At 68.1% G+C, this 15,342-nt stretch carries 11 protein-coding genes and 1 tRNA gene; 7 read left to right on the forward strand and 5 right to left on the reverse strand.

The genetic code is table 11. The features are described from left to right. Nucleotides 1-54: 54 nt before the first annotated feature. Complete coding sequence (locus ACP7AG_RS12845; RefSeq protein ID WP_426031227.1) at nt 55-966, reverse strand: 5'-methylthioadenosine/S-adenosylhomocysteine nucleosidase; 912 nt, start codon at nt 964-966, stop codon at nt 55-57. A 229-nt stretch (nt 967-1,195) separates the two neighbouring features. On the opposite strand from ACP7AG_RS12845, the gene ACP7AG_RS12850 reads away from it, so the two are divergent. From ACP7AG_RS12850 to ACP7AG_RS12860, 3 genes are all read left to right on the forward strand, one after another. Then, on the forward strand, nt 1,196-2,251 hold the full coding sequence (locus ACP7AG_RS12850; RefSeq protein WP_426031229.1) for a purine nucleoside permease: 1,056 nt from the start codon (nt 1,196-1,198) through the stop codon (nt 2,249-2,251). Next, nucleotides 2,252-3,568 carry an NCS2 family permease gene (locus tag ACP7AG_RS12855; RefSeq protein WP_426031231.1) on the forward strand — a complete coding sequence of 439 codons (1,317 nt, stop codon included), beginning with the start codon at nt 2,252-2,254 and terminating at the stop codon, nt 3,566-3,568. It begins immediately after the preceding gene. Nucleotides 3,569-3,628: 60 nt separating this feature from the next. Continuing rightward, a tRNA-Arg gene (locus tag ACP7AG_RS12860) sits at nt 3,629-3,705 on the forward strand. A gap of 217 nt (nt 3,706-3,922) precedes the next feature. Here ACP7AG_RS12860 and paoC read toward each other — a convergent pair. The 3 genes from paoC to paoA are packed head-to-tail and all read right to left on the reverse strand — an operon-like array spanning nt 3,923 to nt 7,696. Further along, nucleotides 3,923-6,115, reverse strand: a complete 2,193-nt coding sequence (paoC, locus tag ACP7AG_RS12865; protein ID WP_426009954.1) for an aldehyde oxidoreductase molybdenum-binding subunit PaoC — start codon at nt 6,113-6,115, stop codon at nt 3,923-3,925. Nucleotides 6,116-6,119: 4 nt separating this feature from the next. Then, nucleotides 6,120-7,067, reverse strand: coding sequence for an FAD binding domain-containing protein (locus ACP7AG_RS12870; RefSeq protein ID WP_426031233.1), 948 nt, complete (start codon nt 7,065-7,067; stop codon nt 6,120-6,122). Then, nucleotides 7,064-7,696 carry an aldehyde dehydrogenase iron-sulfur subunit PaoA gene (gene paoA, locus ACP7AG_RS12875; protein WP_426009950.1) on the reverse strand — a complete coding sequence of 211 codons (633 nt, stop codon included), beginning with the start codon at nt 7,694-7,696 and terminating at the stop codon, nt 7,064-7,066. The genes ACP7AG_RS12870 and paoA overlap by 4 nt, the downstream gene beginning before the upstream one ends. Before the next feature lie 337 nt (nt 7,697-8,033). On the opposite strand from paoA, the gene ACP7AG_RS12880 reads away from it, so the two are divergent. Continuing rightward, nucleotides 8,034-8,564, forward strand: coding sequence for an FAD-dependent oxidoreductase (locus ACP7AG_RS12880; protein WP_426031235.1), 531 nt, complete (start codon nt 8,034-8,036; stop codon nt 8,562-8,564). A 15-nt stretch (nt 8,565-8,579) separates the two neighbouring features. Here ACP7AG_RS12880 and ACP7AG_RS12885 read toward each other — a convergent pair whose 3' ends face one another. Then, on the reverse strand, nt 8,580-9,794 hold the full coding sequence (locus tag ACP7AG_RS12885; RefSeq protein ID WP_426009949.1) for an ROK family transcriptional regulator: 1,215 nt from the start codon (nt 9,792-9,794) through the stop codon (nt 8,580-8,582). Nucleotides 9,795-9,968: 174 nt separating this feature from the next. On the opposite strand from ACP7AG_RS12885, the gene ACP7AG_RS12890 reads away from it, so the two are divergent. Genes ACP7AG_RS12890 through ACP7AG_RS12900 form a run of 3 tightly spaced genes read left to right on the forward strand, consistent with a single transcriptional unit; the run spans nt 9,969 to nt 15,203 of the window. After that, the gene (locus ACP7AG_RS12890; RefSeq protein ID WP_426011267.1) at nt 9,969-10,892 is read left to right on the forward strand and encodes an ROK family protein; all 924 of its coding nucleotides are present in this window, start codon (nt 9,969-9,971) and stop codon (nt 10,890-10,892) included. After that, nucleotides 10,879-14,469, forward strand: coding sequence for a glycosyl hydrolase 2 galactose-binding domain-containing protein (locus tag ACP7AG_RS12895; RefSeq protein WP_426031237.1), 3,591 nt, complete (start codon nt 10,879-10,881; stop codon nt 14,467-14,469). Before ACP7AG_RS12890 ends, ACP7AG_RS12895 begins: the two co-directional genes overlap by 14 nt. Continuing rightward, nucleotides 14,466-15,203 carry an SGNH/GDSL hydrolase family protein gene (locus ACP7AG_RS12900; RefSeq protein WP_426031239.1) on the forward strand — a complete coding sequence of 246 codons (738 nt, stop codon included), beginning with the start codon at nt 14,466-14,468 and terminating at the stop codon, nt 15,201-15,203. Before ACP7AG_RS12895 ends, ACP7AG_RS12900 begins: the two co-directional genes overlap by 4 nt. The last annotated feature ends 139 nt before the right edge of the window (nt 15,204-15,342 follow it).

Consider the following 15,342-nt stretch of genomic DNA (forward strand, 5'->3'; position numbering starts at 1 on the left):
CCTAAAACGCCCCCCACCGATCGCTTCGCGATCGCCTCCCCCAAAGGAGGAGGACTAGGGCAGCGCCTTGACGAACGCTCTCACGACGGTGGCGCTGTTGGCCGCCGCGAACTTCAAAAACACCGGGAACTGGTTGCCGGCCGGGTCGCCACCGGCCAGGTCCGACAGGCTGCGGAAGGCGATGAACGGCGTCTTGTTGACATAGGCCACCTGGGCGACGGCGGCGCTTTCCATGTCCAGCACGCGGGCCCCGAACGTCGTGTGGGCATATTGACGGAAGGCGGCATTGTCGACGAACACCGGCCCTGAACCGCCCACCCCGCCGACCACCACCTTGGGCGCCTTGGTCAGGCACTGGTCGGCGGCGCAGCGTTGCAGAGTGACGCGCTCGGCGACCCGCCGGGCGACCTTCAGCAAGGCCGGATCGGCCGGGAAGTTCAGCCGCTCCTCCGGCGCCTCGCCCGGATCGCGCTGAGCGCGGACCGGGCGCGGATACATCATGCCGAAGGCCGGCAGCCCGGCGGTCAGACCTTGGGGCGGAGCCAAGCCGCCGGGAACCTCGCGGGCATAGGCCATTTCCGACGACTGCACCCAGCTGTCGGGGGCCACCACGTCGCCGACCTCAAGGTCGGGATCGGCCCCGCCGGCTACGCCGGAGAACACGATCCGCTCGATCTTGAAATGGTCCAAGCCTAGCTGTGTGATCATCGCGGCGTTGACCATGCTGACCCCGCTGAGGAACAGCACCACCGGCTTGCCCTCCAGTGTGCCGGTGACGAAGCGCGTGCCGGCCGCGGCATGGTCGTGCTTGTCGGTGGTCGCGGCTTCCAAGGCCATCAGTTCGGGCGGGAAGGCGCTGATCACCGCCGTGCGCGGCGTGGCGTCCAGCAGGTGGGCGGCCTGGGCGGCCAGCGGGGCCGAGAGCGGCGCGCAGGTCAGGAACAGAAGCGTCAGGGCAAGGCGCATGGATAGGCTTTCGGGGCGTTGGTGAGTCGGTCCACCTTACCGCCTTGCCGGCGGGAGAGGCGAGCCTGGCGAGTGTCGCTCGGTCAGCTTGAACGTGGAATCCCCCGATCGGGCGCCGTCGCCCAGACGACGCGCAAACGGGCGCGCTCTTGCCGCCAGCCAATTTCTCCGATTGCATCGCGCGGCGGAGCGGATGATTTTCGCCGCCAGTTTGGGGCATGAGGACGGTATGCGGCGATTTCTGTTTCGGGTCTTGATGACCTTCGTGCTGGCGACCGGCCTCGGCGGCGTGGCGCTCGCCAAGCCGATGCCGATCAAGGTCGTCATCGTCACCACCTTCGAGGTCGGGGCCGACACCGGCGACTTCGCCGGCGAGTTCCAGCCCTGGGTCGAGGGCTGGCCGCTGACCCACGAGATCAAGATACCCGGCGTGCGTCACATGGCGCGCTATTCCGACGACGGCGTGCTGGCCATCGCCAGCGACATGCGCGGCCGAGCCCGCGAAAGCGTCGCCGCCCTGATCCTCTCCAAGCAGTTCGACCTGTCCAAGGCCTACTGGATCGTCAGCGGCATCGCCGGGGTCGATCCCCAGGTCGCCTCGGTCGGCAGCGCCGCCTGGGCCAATTTCGTGGTCGACGCCGACCCGATCTACGAGGTCGATGATCGCGAAATCCCCGCCGACTGGCCCTATGGCCTCTATGCGCTGCAGACCGACCGTCCCCAGGTCAAGGGCGACGCCAACGGCTCCAGCGGCATGGTCTGGAAACTCGACACCGGCTTGGTCGACTGGGCCTATGGCCTGAGCAAGGACGTCGCCTTGCCGGATTCGGAGAAGCTCAAGGCGCTGCGTAGTGGCTATGCGGGCCAGCCCCTGGCCCAGAAGCCGCCCTTCGTGCTCGAAGGCGACGTGCTGGGCGCCACCCGCTTCTGGCACGGCGACCGCCGGACACAGTGGGCCCGAGACTGGGTCCAGCTTTGGACCGACAAGGCCGGCGTCTTCGCGATGAGCGACTGCGAGGACCAGGGCATACTCGACGTGCTGCACCTCTATGGCGACGCCGGCCAGATCGACGCGCGCCGGGTGCTGGTGCTGCGCACGGCGAGCAACTATACGCGACCGCCCCTCGACCAGCCGACCTTCCCGCGGGTGTTCAACCATGACGGCGCGGCCGCCGCCTTCGCCGCCACCTTCAAGGTCGCCGGTCCGGTGGTTCGCGAACTGACCCATCACTGGAACACCTACGCCACGACCCTCCCGGTCGGCGCGCCCACCGGGAGCCGCTGAATGCTTGAGAAGCTCTTCGGCCTGAAGGCCAACGGCACGAACGTTCGCATCGAGGTGCTGGCCGGTTTCACCACCTTCATGACCATGGCCTATATCGTCGTGGTCAATCCGACGATCCTCGGCGAGGCCGGCATGCCGGTGGCCGCCGTCGCCGTCGCCACCTGTCTGGCGGCCGGCTTCGGCTCGATCCTGATGGGGCTGATCGCCAACTATCCTCTGGCCCTGGCCCCCGGCATGGGGCTGAACGCCTATTTCACCTACACCGTGGTCAAGGGCATGGGCGTGCCGTGGGAGGTGGCCCTGGGCTGCGTCTTCCTGTCGGGCGTGGCCTTCCTGATCCTGACCCTGGTGGGCGTTCGGCAGATGATCGTCGCGGCCATCCCCAAGCCGCTGTTCTCGGCGGTTGCGGCCGGGGTCGGCCTGTTCATCGCCTTCATCGGCCTGAAGGAGGCGGGGATCATCGTCGCCAGCCCCGCCACCACCGTGGCCCTGGGCGACCTCACGACCCCCAGCGCGGCCCTGGCGATCATCGGCCTGCTGGTCATCGCCGTGCTGCAGGCCTGGCGGGTCAAGGGCGCGATCCTGATCGGCATCCTGCTGGCCACCGCCGCCGGCTGGGTCCTGGGCCTTGCCAAGGTCATCCCCGCCACCTCCAGCCTCGCCGACCTGACCGCCACGGCCTTCAAGCTCGACATCCTCGGCGCCTTCCACCTGAAGGGCGGCCTGGCGCTCGCCATGCTTGAGATCGTCTTCGTCTTCCTGTTCGTCGACCTGTTCGACAATGTCGGCACCCTGGTGGCGGTGACCAAGAAGGCCGGCCTGCAAGCGCCGGACGGCTCGATCCCCCGCCTCAACCGCATCCTGCTGGCCGACTCGGCGGCCACCATGGTCGGCGCTGTGGCCGGCACCAGCACGGTGACCAGCTATATCGAGAGCGCCGCCGGCGTCACGGCTGGCGGCCGAACCGGCCTGACGGCGGTGGTCGTGGGCCTGCTCTTTTTGCTGACCATGTTCTTCGCGCCGCTGGTCCAGGCCATACCGGCCGCCGCCACCGCGCCGGCCTTGATCCTGGTCGGCGCCCTGATGGTCGGGTCGCTGGTCGACATCGACTGGGCCGACCCGACCGTGGCGATCCCGGCCTTCCTGACCCTGATCACCATTCCGCTGACCTTCTCGATCGCCAACGGCTTGGCCTTCGGCATCACCAGCTACGCCTTGCTGCGCCTGTTGACCGGCAAGATCACCAAGGCCGACTGGCTGCTGCTGGTGCTGGCGGCCCTGTTCATTCTGCGCTTCGTCTATCTGGCCAAGGGATAGGAAAGACCCGTTTGCGCCGGCGCGGCCTTTCCGCTAAGACCGCGCTTCCGCAAGGCGGAAGCACCCGTAGCTCAGCTGGATAGAGCGTTGCCCTCCGAAGGCAAAGGTCACACGTTCGAATCGTGTCGGGTGCGCCAAAAACTTCAAAAAAATTGCCAGCTTGCTGGCCGATGGACGCGGGGCCGGGTGGTCGGGCCGAGACCGTGTTCGACGGCAACGCGGTGGCCGGCTTTCTGTCTGGTCCAGCGTTCTAGAGCATTTTTCGAGCGAATTGGCTCCGGTTCGCGTGAAGAAAATTGCGTCAAAACATGAGATTAGAGCTCACGGCCTGACGCAGTCAGGTCGGGAAAGGCTCTAGGCGACCTGCGGCAGCCGATCGAGAAGCTTGTCGAGCGTGACCGGATAGTGCCGCACCCGTACGCCGGTGGCGTTGTGGACGGCATTGGCGACCGCGGCGGCGACCCCGCATATGCCCAGCTCTCCAACGCCCTTGGCCTTCATCGGCGAGGACATCGGGTCTGTTTCGTCAAGGAAGATCACCTCCTGGTGCGGAATGTCGGCATGCACGGGCACTTCGTAGCCGGCCAGGTCGTGATTGACGAAGAAGCCCAGCCGTTTATCGACGACCAACTCTTCCATCAGAGCGCCGCCAACGCCCATGGTCATGGCGCCAATCACCTGACTGCGAGCCGACTTGGGGTTCAGGATCCGCCCCGCCGCGCAGACGGCCAGCATCCGCCGCACGCGGATCTCGCCCGTGGCCGCATCGACCCCGACCTCAACGAAGTGCGCGCCGAACGTCGATTGCTGGTGGGTCTTGGCCAGGTCGCCATATTCCATTTTGTCCTCAGCCGTCAGCCCCGCCTCGCCTGCGGCCTGGGCCAGGGGGAGGCTGCGTCCGCCGGCGCTGACCTGGCTGTCGGCGAATTTCGCCAGGCTCGGATCGAAACCCAGCTTTTGCGCAACGGCTTCGCGCAACTTGACGCAAGCGGCGTAGACGCCAGCGGTCGAACTGTTGCCGCCCCATTGGCCGCCAGAGCCCGACGAAACCGGGAAAGAGGAGTCGCCGAGCTTCACCGAGACCTGACTGAGCGGCACGCCCATCATCTCGGCGGCCGTCTGGGCGATGATCGTATAGCTGCCCGTGCCGATGTCGGTCATATCGGTCTCGACCGTCACCACGCCGTCTTTGTCCAGGCGTACACGCGCGGCGGAGGTCATGGTCAGGTTGTTGCGGAAGGCGGCCGCGACGCCCATGCCGACCAACCAACGCCCGTCGCGGGTCTGGGCCGGCGCGCGGCGCTTCGCCCAGCCGAACCGGTCGGCCCCGGTGCGCAGGCACTGGATCAACTGCCGTTGGGAGAAGGGGCGCTCGGGCTTTTCCGGATCGACCTGGGTGTCGTTGAGGATGCGCAGCGCGACGGGGTCGATGCCCAGCTTCTCGGCCAGTTCGTCCATGGCCACTTCCAGAGCCATCAGGCCAGGGGCCTCGCCTGGCGCGCGCATGGCGTTGCCCTCGGGCAGATCCAGCACCGCAAGACGGGTGGTCATCAAGCGATTGGCCCCCGCATAGAGCAAGCGGGTCTGCTGGACGGCGTCCTCGGGACCGCCGCCCTCCAGATCGCCAGACCAGGTCCCGTGGCCGATCGCCGTGAGCTTGCCCTCCTTCGTCGCGCCAAGGCGGATGCGCTGGATCGTGGCGGGCCGATGGGTGGTGTTGTTGAAGATCAAGGGGCGAGTCAGGGCCAGCTTCACAGGCCGGCGGGCCGCGCGGGCCCCGAGCGCGGCCAGGATGGCGTCGGCGCGCACGAAGAGCTTGCCGCCAAACCCGCCGCCGATGAAGGGTGACACAAGTCGGACGTTCGCCTTGGGGATGCCGAGCGTCTGGGCCACGTCGCCCACGCTCCAGGCGATCATCTGGTTGGACGTCCACAAGGTCAGCTTGTCACCATTCCAGATGGCGATCGAGGCATGCGGCTCCATCATCGCATGGCTCTGGTCGGGCGTGACGTAGGTCTCGTCCAGTTGCACGGGCGCGGCGGCGAAGGCGGTCGCGAAATCGCCGACGACGGCGTCGGCGCTATCCTTGGGCCGGGTCGCGCCGGGCTTGGCCTGGGCGAGGTCGAAACGGCCCTGGGCGCGGGCATAGTCGACCTTCACGAGCGAGGCGGCGGCGCGCGCCTGTTCGAAGGTCTCGGCGACGACCACGGCGATCGCCTGGTGGTAGTGTTCGATCTCGGGGCCGCCCAGGAGTTTGGCGGTGTTGAATCTGCCCTTGCCGAGCTTGCCGGCATTGGCCGCCGTGACGATGGCCAGGACGCCGGGCGCGGCCAGGGCCTTGGACGTGTCCATCGACGTGATCCTGCCCTTGGCGATCGCCGCGCCGATCACAAATCCATAGACGGGGCTGGGGGCCACGTCGTGGTGTTCATAGGCGTAGGTCGCCAGGCCGCTAGTCTTGTGCGGACCATCGATGCGGTCGGTGGACTTGCCGATGATCTTTAGCTGATCGATCGGATTGGTGGTGGCGGGCGTGTCGAACTTCATGGCGTCAGGCCCTTGCTTGCGCCAACACCGCGCCGAGCGTGCGCTCGACCAGGGTCAGCTTGTAGGCGTTGTCCGGCGTGGTCTTGGCCCCCGACAGCAGCAGGTCGGCCGTCGGCTTGGCGCCGCGCCGCAGCTGCGCTTCGGCCGCCTCGACGCGCCACGGCTTGTGGGCGACGCCGCCGACCGCCAAGCGACCCGAGCCGTCGCGCTGAACGATGGCGGCCACCGACACCAGGGCGAAGGCGTAGGAGGCCCGGTCGCGGACCTTTTGGTAGATATGCACGCCGCCGATCGGCTTGGGCAGGGTCACGGCCGTGATCAGTTCGCCCGGCGCCAGCGCGGTCTCCAGATGCGGCGTGGCGCCTGGCAGGCGGTGGAAGTCGGCGATCGGGATCGTGCGGACGGCGCCGTCCGGCTTGACGGTCTCCACCTCGGCGTCCAGGGCGCGCATGGCCACGGCCATGTCGCTGGGGTGGGTGGCGATGCAGGCCTCGCTGGTCCCCAGCACGGCGTGCGAGCGGGTGAAGCCGCCGATCGCCGAGCAGCCGGCGCCGGGCATGCGCTTGTTGCATGGCATGTTGGTGTCGTAGAAATAGGGACAGCGGGTGCGCTGCAGCAGATTGCCCGCCGTCGTGGCCTTGTTGCGCAGCTGTCCGGACGCGCCAGCCAGGAGGGCGCGGCTGAGCACCGCGTAGTCGCGGCGCACGCGCTTGTCGGCCGCCAGATCGGTATTGCGGACCAGGGCTCCGATGCGGAGGCCGCCGTCGGGTGTCTTGTCGATCTTGTCCAGCGCCAATCCGTTGACGTCGATCAGATGTCGAGGCGTTTCGATCTGCAGCTTCATCAAGTCGAGCAGATTGGTGCCACCGGCGATGAACTTGGCGCCGGGCTTGCGAGCCGCCGCAGCGGCCTCGGCGGGGGAGCGGACCCGCTCGTAGGTGAAGGCTTTCATGCCGTCCTCCCCGCCACTTCGGTGATGGCCTCGACGATGTTGGAATAGGCGCCGCAGCGACAGATGTTGCCGCTCATCCGCTCTCGCAGCTCTTCTCCGCTCACCTCAGGCGAGGCGGTCAGGTCGGCGCTGACGTGGCTGGGGATCCCGGCCTTGATCTCGTCCAGCACGGCGACCGCCGAGCAGATCTGGCCCGGCGTGCAGTAGCCGCACTGATAGCCGTCGTGCTTGACGAAGGCGGCCTGCATCGGGTGCAGCCTGTCCGGCGCGCCCAGGCCCTCAATGGTGGTCACGCGGTCGCCCTCGTGCATCACCGCCAAGCTCAGGCAGGAATTGATCCGCCGCCCCTCCACGATCACTGTACAGGCCCCGCACTGGCCGTGGTCACAGCCCTTCTTGGTGCCGGTCAGCTTCAGGTGCTCGCGCAGGGCGTCAAGCAGGGTGGTGCGGGTGTCGAGCTCGAGTGTCTGGGGCTTGCCGTTGATTTCGAACGAGACCTTGGCGAGCACCGGAGCATCGGCGTTCGAAGCCGCCGTGGCGGCCAAGGGGGACGCCGTCGCCGCGGCCGAGGCCGCGCCCGCGGCCACCAGGCAACGGCGGGAAATGGAGGGCGTTTCGATGGGAGGCATGTGGCGCTCTGATCCTGTTTGCCAACCCGACGGCAGCTTCCGTTGCCGCATCATTGGCGCGGGTTGGGGGGAAACGCACGGCGAAAGCTTCGGTGCTGCGCGGCTAAGAGAAAATACCTGAGCCCGCCCAGTCTGAACGGCCAAAGAGCCTAGATTTTGACCCTGGCGCTCGGTGTCTTGCCTGAACGCGCACGGCCGATGCTCCAGCGCCGCGAAATGCGGCGCGGGTTGCCAGCCTTGGCGGCGCCGGGCGGACAATCATCCGGCGGCGGGGTCTTTGATTGACGCTCCGTGAGCATCCCTTTCGCATGGCGCTTGAACAGGAGCGTTCAGGGGGATGCATGCTGGTCAGTCGTCGCAGTTTCATTCACGGCATCGGCGCGCCCCGCGGTTACGGCGCCGCCTTCACCGCCATGCAGGCCTCTCGTTCGTGAAGGGCCCCAGCAACATGGTCTGGTATCCAAGCTACGGCCTGCACACCAAGACCGGCGTGATCCTCGGGGCCTATGCTGGCGGCAAGGTGGCGGACCAACTTGCCAAACTCTCGCGCCCCGACCAGATCGAGCACACCCGCAAGGTCATCGAGGCGATGCACCCAGCCTGCGGCCAATTGCTGGAAAAGCCGCTGCAGGTGCAATGGGCGGCGGCGCCCTACACCCTGGGCATCGGCGTCGGCTGGGCCAGCGACGACGAGCCCGACTATCACCTGCTGGGCCAGCCCGACGGGCAGATCCACTTCGCCGGCGAATATCTCAGCCATGTCGGCGCCTGGCTGGAGGGCGCGATCCGCGCGGCCCACCGCGCCATCGTCATGCTCGACGCCCAGCACCGCAAGGGCCAGCCCGTGAGCACTCAGCGGATGATCTGATCCGCACCCAAACGATCAACCCTCGCCGGTCTTCCTCAAAGCGGCGCGGGACGGCAGGAGCTGGGCCATGAACGGCAGCAGGGCCGCCCCCACCGCCGCCCCGTCGGCCGAGGTGGCGGCCCGTTCGACCGGAGCCAGGACAGGCATGTTCTCGACCCTGGCCAGGCGGGCGTTGACGGCGTCCACCAACCGGTCGAGCAGATCGGTGGGCAGACGGCCGCCGATATAGATGGCCTCTGGATTAAACACGCAGCTGATCCCCACGAAGGGCGAGACCAGCAGTTTGGCGCTGAGAACCAGCCAGTCCTCGACCAAGGCCTGACCCCCGGCGGACAGGCTGGCCAACTGGTCGGGGCGGTTGACCGTGACGCCGCCAGCTTCCAGGTGGGCGTAAAGCGCCGACAGCGACACCACTTCCTGCAGGGAGCGGGCCTCGGTCCTGGAGGAGCGGATGGGCAGGAAGCCGATCTCTCCGCTGCGGCCCTGCGCTCCGCGGAAGTAATTGCCCTCCACCACCATGCCTCCGCCCAAGCCCGACGAGATCAGCACGTAGAAGAAGCTGGGCTTGCGCAGGCCGTGGCCGAACTGCAGCTCGCCCAAGGCCGCGGCGGCGGCGTCGTTCTCGAGAAACACCGGCAGCGGCAGAATGCCGGCCAACAGCTTGCCGACATCGGCCGTGCTCCAGACGTCGTAGTTTTCTGGACGGTGCGGCAGGTCCACCCGGCCCAGGTCGTCGGGCAGGGCGACGCCGATGCCCGACAGGCGCGGCGGGCCGTCCTTCCAAGCCGCCAGCATCTCGTGGATCTTGACCTTGCAGAACCTGGCCACATCGTCCGGCAGCGGAAACTCGATCTCCTCGCTGGCCCGCGCCCGGACGACACCCATCAGGTCCAGCAGCACCACGGTGATGTGGTCACGGTCTATATTGACCCCGATCGACAGGCAGCCATCGGGATTGATCATCAGGTTCATGGCCGGCTGGCCGCGCGCCCCCTGCACTCGGCCAGCCTCCAGGATCAGCCCGTCGTCCAGCAGTCGCTTGGTGATGTTGGCGACCGCGGGCGGGGTCAAGCCGCTGATCTGGGCCAAGGTGACGCGGGTGATGGGGCTGTTGACCCGGATGGCCTGCAGGATGACCCGCTGGTTGTGGTCGCCGACCCGCTCCAGATTGGCGCCCGACAGGCTGGTCCCGGCGGTGCGCTTTCGGTCCGACTTCCGCGAGGCTTCCAAGGACGGCTTTCCGCTGATCTGCGAGGGCCGTCCTCCCTAGCATCGCCTCGCGCCGCGAGCGATAGGGGCCGCTTGCCATAGATTATTTAAATTGCTTTCTTTATTCGTCGAAGGCTAAGAGCGAACTCGGAAGCGCGCCGCAGCGTGCGCTCCGGACAGGTGGAGGAAGACGGCTTGATCCAGGTCGGCGTTGATTTCGGCGGCACGAAGATCGAGGCCGCCGCCCTGGCGCCGGACGGTCGTTTCCTGGCCCGGGTGCGCGCCCCCAATCCCGGGTCCTATGACGCCGCCATCGACACCGTTCGGGACCTGATCGCCAAGGCCGAGCAGCAGGCCGGCGCGCGCGGCACGATCGGCGTCGGGTCACCCGGCTCGGTGTCGCCGCGCACCGGCGTGATGCGCAACGCCAATTCCACCTGGTTGAACGGCCGCCGGTTTCGCGAGGACTTGCAGGCCGGCCTTGGTCGTCCCGTGCGGCTGGCCAATGACGCCAACTGCCTGGCGCTGTCCGAGGCCGTCGATGGCGCGGCGGCGGGCCTGGCCGTGGTCTTCGCGGTGATCATCGGCACCGGCTGCGGCGGCGGACTGGTGGTCGATGGCAAGCTGGTCGAGGGCGCCAACGGCGTGGCCGGCGAGTGGGGTCACATGCCCTTGCCTTGGCCGAGCGTCGCGGAAAGCCCTGGCCCGGCCTGCTGGTGCGGTCGCCAGGGCTGCCTGGAAACCTGGATCTCGGGCACGGGGCTCCAACGCGACCACGCAGCGCGCGTTGGCCAGGATCTGAGCGGTGAAGCGATCATCGCCGCCGCCCGCGCTGGCGACGCCCAGGCCGTGGTCAGCTTCGACCTTTATCTCGATCGTCTCGCCCGGGGCTTGGCGGTGATCTGCGACATCGCCGACCCCGACGCCTTCGTGTTCGGCGGCGGGCTGTCGAACGTGGTCGAGCTTTATGAGCGGTTGCCGGGCTTCATCGAACCGCACGTCTTCTCTGACGGCTGGAACGCTCGGCTGGCCCCGGCCCAGTGGGGCGACTCTTCCGGCGTGCGGGGCGCTGCTCGACTGTGGACCCTGGCCGAGGCGCAGGCCGATGCGGCGCTCTAGCCGCTTCCTTGCCCTGGTAGGCCTGCTGCCCGCCCTGGCGAGCAGCGCGCGACTTGCGCTCGCCTGCCGCCGCGACCCTGACGCCCTGAAAACCACGCCGAGCGCGCCCATCAGAGGCCGCCTGAAGGAGGAGGAAGACGCCATGACCCCGTTCGCCCGTCGGATTTCACGCGCCTTGCTATTGGCGTCCTGCGCCGCCCTGGTCGCCGCGACAGCCAGCGCCCAGACATCGTCTGTCTACGGACCTTACAATGCCGACCTGCCGCGCGGCGGCGACGGCTTGGCCAAACCCCTGGCCGCTAGCCTGCCGGCCGATGGGCCCTGGACGCTGCAAGGCTGGGTCAAGGCGTCGAACATCGCGGCGGGACGCGTGGTGGTGGCCGGGGTCGGCGACCCGGCCGCGGGCGGCCGCTTCCTGGTGCTCGAAAACGGCGTTCCGGCCGTGTGGGTCGGCGCGACGGTGATCAGGGGGCAGGGCGCGGCGCAGGCCGGCGCCTGGCGCCATGTGGCGGCGGTGTCGGACGGCGCGAGGGTCTCGCTCTATGTCGATGGGACAAAGGTCGCGGAAGGCGCCGCGACGCCCGTCGGGCCGGCCTCCGTAGCGCAGCTGGGTCCGCGCGGACTGGCCGGAAGCGCACCGTTCGGCGGCCAGGTGGCCGGATTCACCGCCGAGTCGCGGGCGCTGGGCTCTGTCGAGATCAAGACCCTGGCGGCCGCCAAGCCCGATGCCGCGCTGACCGTCTACGAGCCTGGCAGTCCGTCGTGGCCAGTCCAGGTCCGCCAGATGTACGGCCAAGTGACACCGCAGGACGCCTGGACACGGCCCAAGAGCAAGGCGCCGTTCTCCAAGCCCGCCGCCATCGCCCCCTATGCTGGCCCGGCCCTGCGCCCGGATGGCGATCAGGCCTGGGTCCTGGCGGCCTGGTCGCTGGCTGAGGCCCCGAAAGTCACGGCCGATCCGACAGCGCTGTCCACGCCAGGTTATGACGCCAAGGCCTGGTACGCCGCCACGACGCCGGGCACGGTGTTGACCACCCTGGTCGATCGCGGCGTCTATCCCGATCCCGACTACGGCCTCAACAACACCGCCATTCCGGAAAGCCTCAACAAGCAGGACTACTGGTACCGCGCCGAGTTCGACGCCCCCGCCGGTCAGGCCGGCCGCCATCAGCAACTGATCTTCAAGGGGGTGAACTACGCTGCGGAGATCTGGCTGAATGGCGAGCGGCTGGGCGACCTGAAGGGCGCCTTCGTCCGGGGGCAGTTCGATGTCACCGGCAAGCTGAAGCCGGGCCGCAACGCCATCGCCGTCAAGGTCTCGCCGCCGCCGCATCCGGGGATCGCCCACGAGGAGTCCCTGACCGCCGGGGTCGGTGAGAACGGGGGGATGCAGGCCTTGGACGGCCCGACTTTCATCGCCAGCGAAGGTTGGGACTGGATCCCCAGCGTCCGCGACCGCAATACCGGCCTGTGGCAGGACGTGGTGCTGCGCTCGACTGGCGCGGTGCGGATCGGCGACAGCCATGTGGTCACCACGCTGCCCCAAGTGGCTGGCAAGCCGGACAACAGCGTCGCCGACGTCGAGATCACCGTGCCGGTCGAGAACCTGACCGACACGCCAGTTCAGGTCACGGTCCGCGCGGCGTTTGACACGGTCGCCGTCGAGAAGGTCGTCACCCTGGCGCCGGGCAAGAGCGAGGTCTTGCTCGCCCCCACCGAGTTCCCGCAGCTGTCGGTGAAGACCCCCAAGCTTTGGTGGCCCAACGGCTATGGCGATCAGACCCTGTACGGATTGCGCCTGCTAGCCAGCGTCGACGGCAAGGTCTCCGACCGGAAGGATAGCCGCATCGGCCTGCGGCAGATGACCTACGAGCTGTCGCTGATGGCGCCCGATGGCGACCTGCGACGGGTGGAGGTCGACTTCTCCAAGGCCCGGCAGTTGGGCCAGACGATCACCGACGGCAGCCACGAGGGTATCCGCAAGGTGGAGGGCGGCTGGGCGACCTCCCTGACCCCGGTGGGCGCGACCTCACCCGCCGTCCGCGACATCCCCGACACCGGCCTGACGCCCTATCTCGTCATCAAGGTCAACGGCGTGAAGATCGCGGCGCGGGGCGGCAATTGGGGCACGGATGATTGGCGCAAGCGGGTGTCGCGCGAGCGCCTCGAGCCCTATTTCCGCCTGCACCACGACGCCCACCTCAACACCATCCGCAACTGGGTGGGGCAGAACACCGAGGACGTCTTCTATGACCTGGCCGACGAGTACGGCCTGCTGGTGCTGAACGACTTCTGGGCCTCGACCCAGGACTACCAGCTGGAACCGCAGGACGTGCCACTGTTCCTGAACAACGCCGCCGACGTCATCAGCCGCTATCGCAACCACCCCTCGATCGCCCTGTGGTTCGGCCGCAACGAGGGCGTGCCGCAGCCGATCCTCAATGAAGGTCTGGAGGCGCTGGTCCACGATCTGGACGGCACCCGCTGGTACACCGGCAGCTCCAACCGGGTGAACCTGCAAAACAGCGGGCCCTACAGCTACAAGGAGCCGGAAACCTATTACAGCGAGCACGCCAAGGGCTTTTCGGTCGAGGTTGGCACGCCGTCGTTCCCGACCCTGGAAGCGTTCGAGGCCGCCGTGCCCGCGCCGGACCGCTGGCCGATCAGCGACACCTGGGCCTATCACGACTGGCATCCGACCGGGAACGGCGCGACCAAGAGCTTCCTCGACGCCATGAGCGCCAAGCTCGGCGCGCCGACCAGCCTTGAGGACTTCGAGCGCAAGGCCCAGCTCATGAACTACGAGACGCACCGCGCGATCTTCGAGGGCATGAACGCCGAGCTGTGGACCAAGTCGTCGGGCCGCCTGTTGTGGATGACCCAGCCGGCCTGGCCCAGCACCATGTGGCAGATCCTCAGCCACGACTACGACACCCACGCGGCCTTCTACGGGACCCAGAAGGCGTCCGAGCCCATCCACGTGCAAATGAACTTCCCCGAGCACCGGCTTGAGGCGGTCAATAACGGCCTCGCTCCGATCGCCGGAGCCACGCTGCGAGCGCGGGTGCTGGGCCTGGACGGCAAACTCCTGGCCGACACGTCCAGCCGGATCGACGCGGCGGCCAACACCGTCGCCCAGGGCGAGGTGCTGGACCTGGCCGGGCCGCTGGCCGCCCAGGGCGCGGTGGTGGTGCGACTGGACCTGGCCAGCGCCGACGGCAAGGCGCTGTCGAGCAACCTCTACTGGCTGGGCCGAGACGCCGCCGGCAGCCGCCAGCTGTCGGCCATGGCCGCCCAACCGGTGTCGATCCGCGCCGCCTCGGTCAAGGCCGGCGCCGAGACGGTGGTCACCGTGTCGCTTGCCAATACCGGCTCGACCCCAGCCTTGAACGGCAAGCTGACCTTGGTCGACGGCAAGGGCCAGCGCATCCTGCCGGCCTATTATGCCGACAACTACGTCTCGCTGCTGCCGGGCGAGCAACGGACGGTCGAGGTTCGCTATCCGGGCGCGGTGGCCGGCGCCAGGGTCGAGTTACGCGGCTGGAACGTGACGCCGGCCATGGCGGTCGTGCGATGAGGATCAGTCGCCGCGCCCTTATGGCGGCAGGCCTCGCCGCGCCGGGTCTGGCGCGCGCCCAGGCGCCGGTCGCCGCAGCGTCGAGCCAGGAGGAACAGCGGCTGCGCACAGACTGGGCCTATCTCCAGCGCTACGCCGCCGCGAACCTGGTCGATCGCGACTTGCCGCCGGAGCGGCGGCGGGCGGTGTTCATGGGAGATTCGATCACCAGCGGCTGGCGCGATTCACACCCGTCCTTCTTCGAGACCAACGGCTTCATCGGCCGAGGCATAGGCGGCCAGACCACGGCCCAGATGCTGGTGCGGTTCTGGCCCGACGTGATCGCCTTGCGGCCTCGGGCGGTCCACATCCTGGGCGGGGTCAACGACATCGCGCAGAACGCCGGCCCCTATGATCCGGCGGCGACCAAGGCCAACCTCCAGGCCATGACGGTTCTGGCCCAGGCCAACGGCGTCGCGGTGGTGCTGGCCACCCTGACGCCGGTCGCCGAATTTCCCTGGAGGCCGGGCTTGGGCCCCACCGCCAAGGTCGCGGCCCTCAACGCCTGGATCCGGGCCTATGCCGTCGAACGCGGCGCGACGCTGGCCGACTACACTGCGGCGCTGGAAGACGGCGTCGGGGCCATGAGGCCCGGCCTGGCCTATGACGGTGTTCACCCTACCCGCGAGGGCTACGCTCTGATGGAGCCCATCGCCATGGCGGCGCTCGCGGGGCGTGACCCAAAAGCCGCATAAACCAAATCAACTTTCTGAAATGTGATGGAGTTATTGACAGCGCTGTCTGGCGCTCATAGGTTGATGCTACCGGCATGGCTTAAAAGGCCGGAATCCACGGGAGGATGCGCACGCATCCCTCAACTCTCTGCGTCTTGGC

Origin of the sequence: Caulobacter sp. DWP3-1-3b2 (assembly GCF_049896325.1) — a bacterium.
Lineage (GTDB): Bacteria > Pseudomonadota > Alphaproteobacteria > Caulobacterales > Caulobacteraceae > Caulobacter.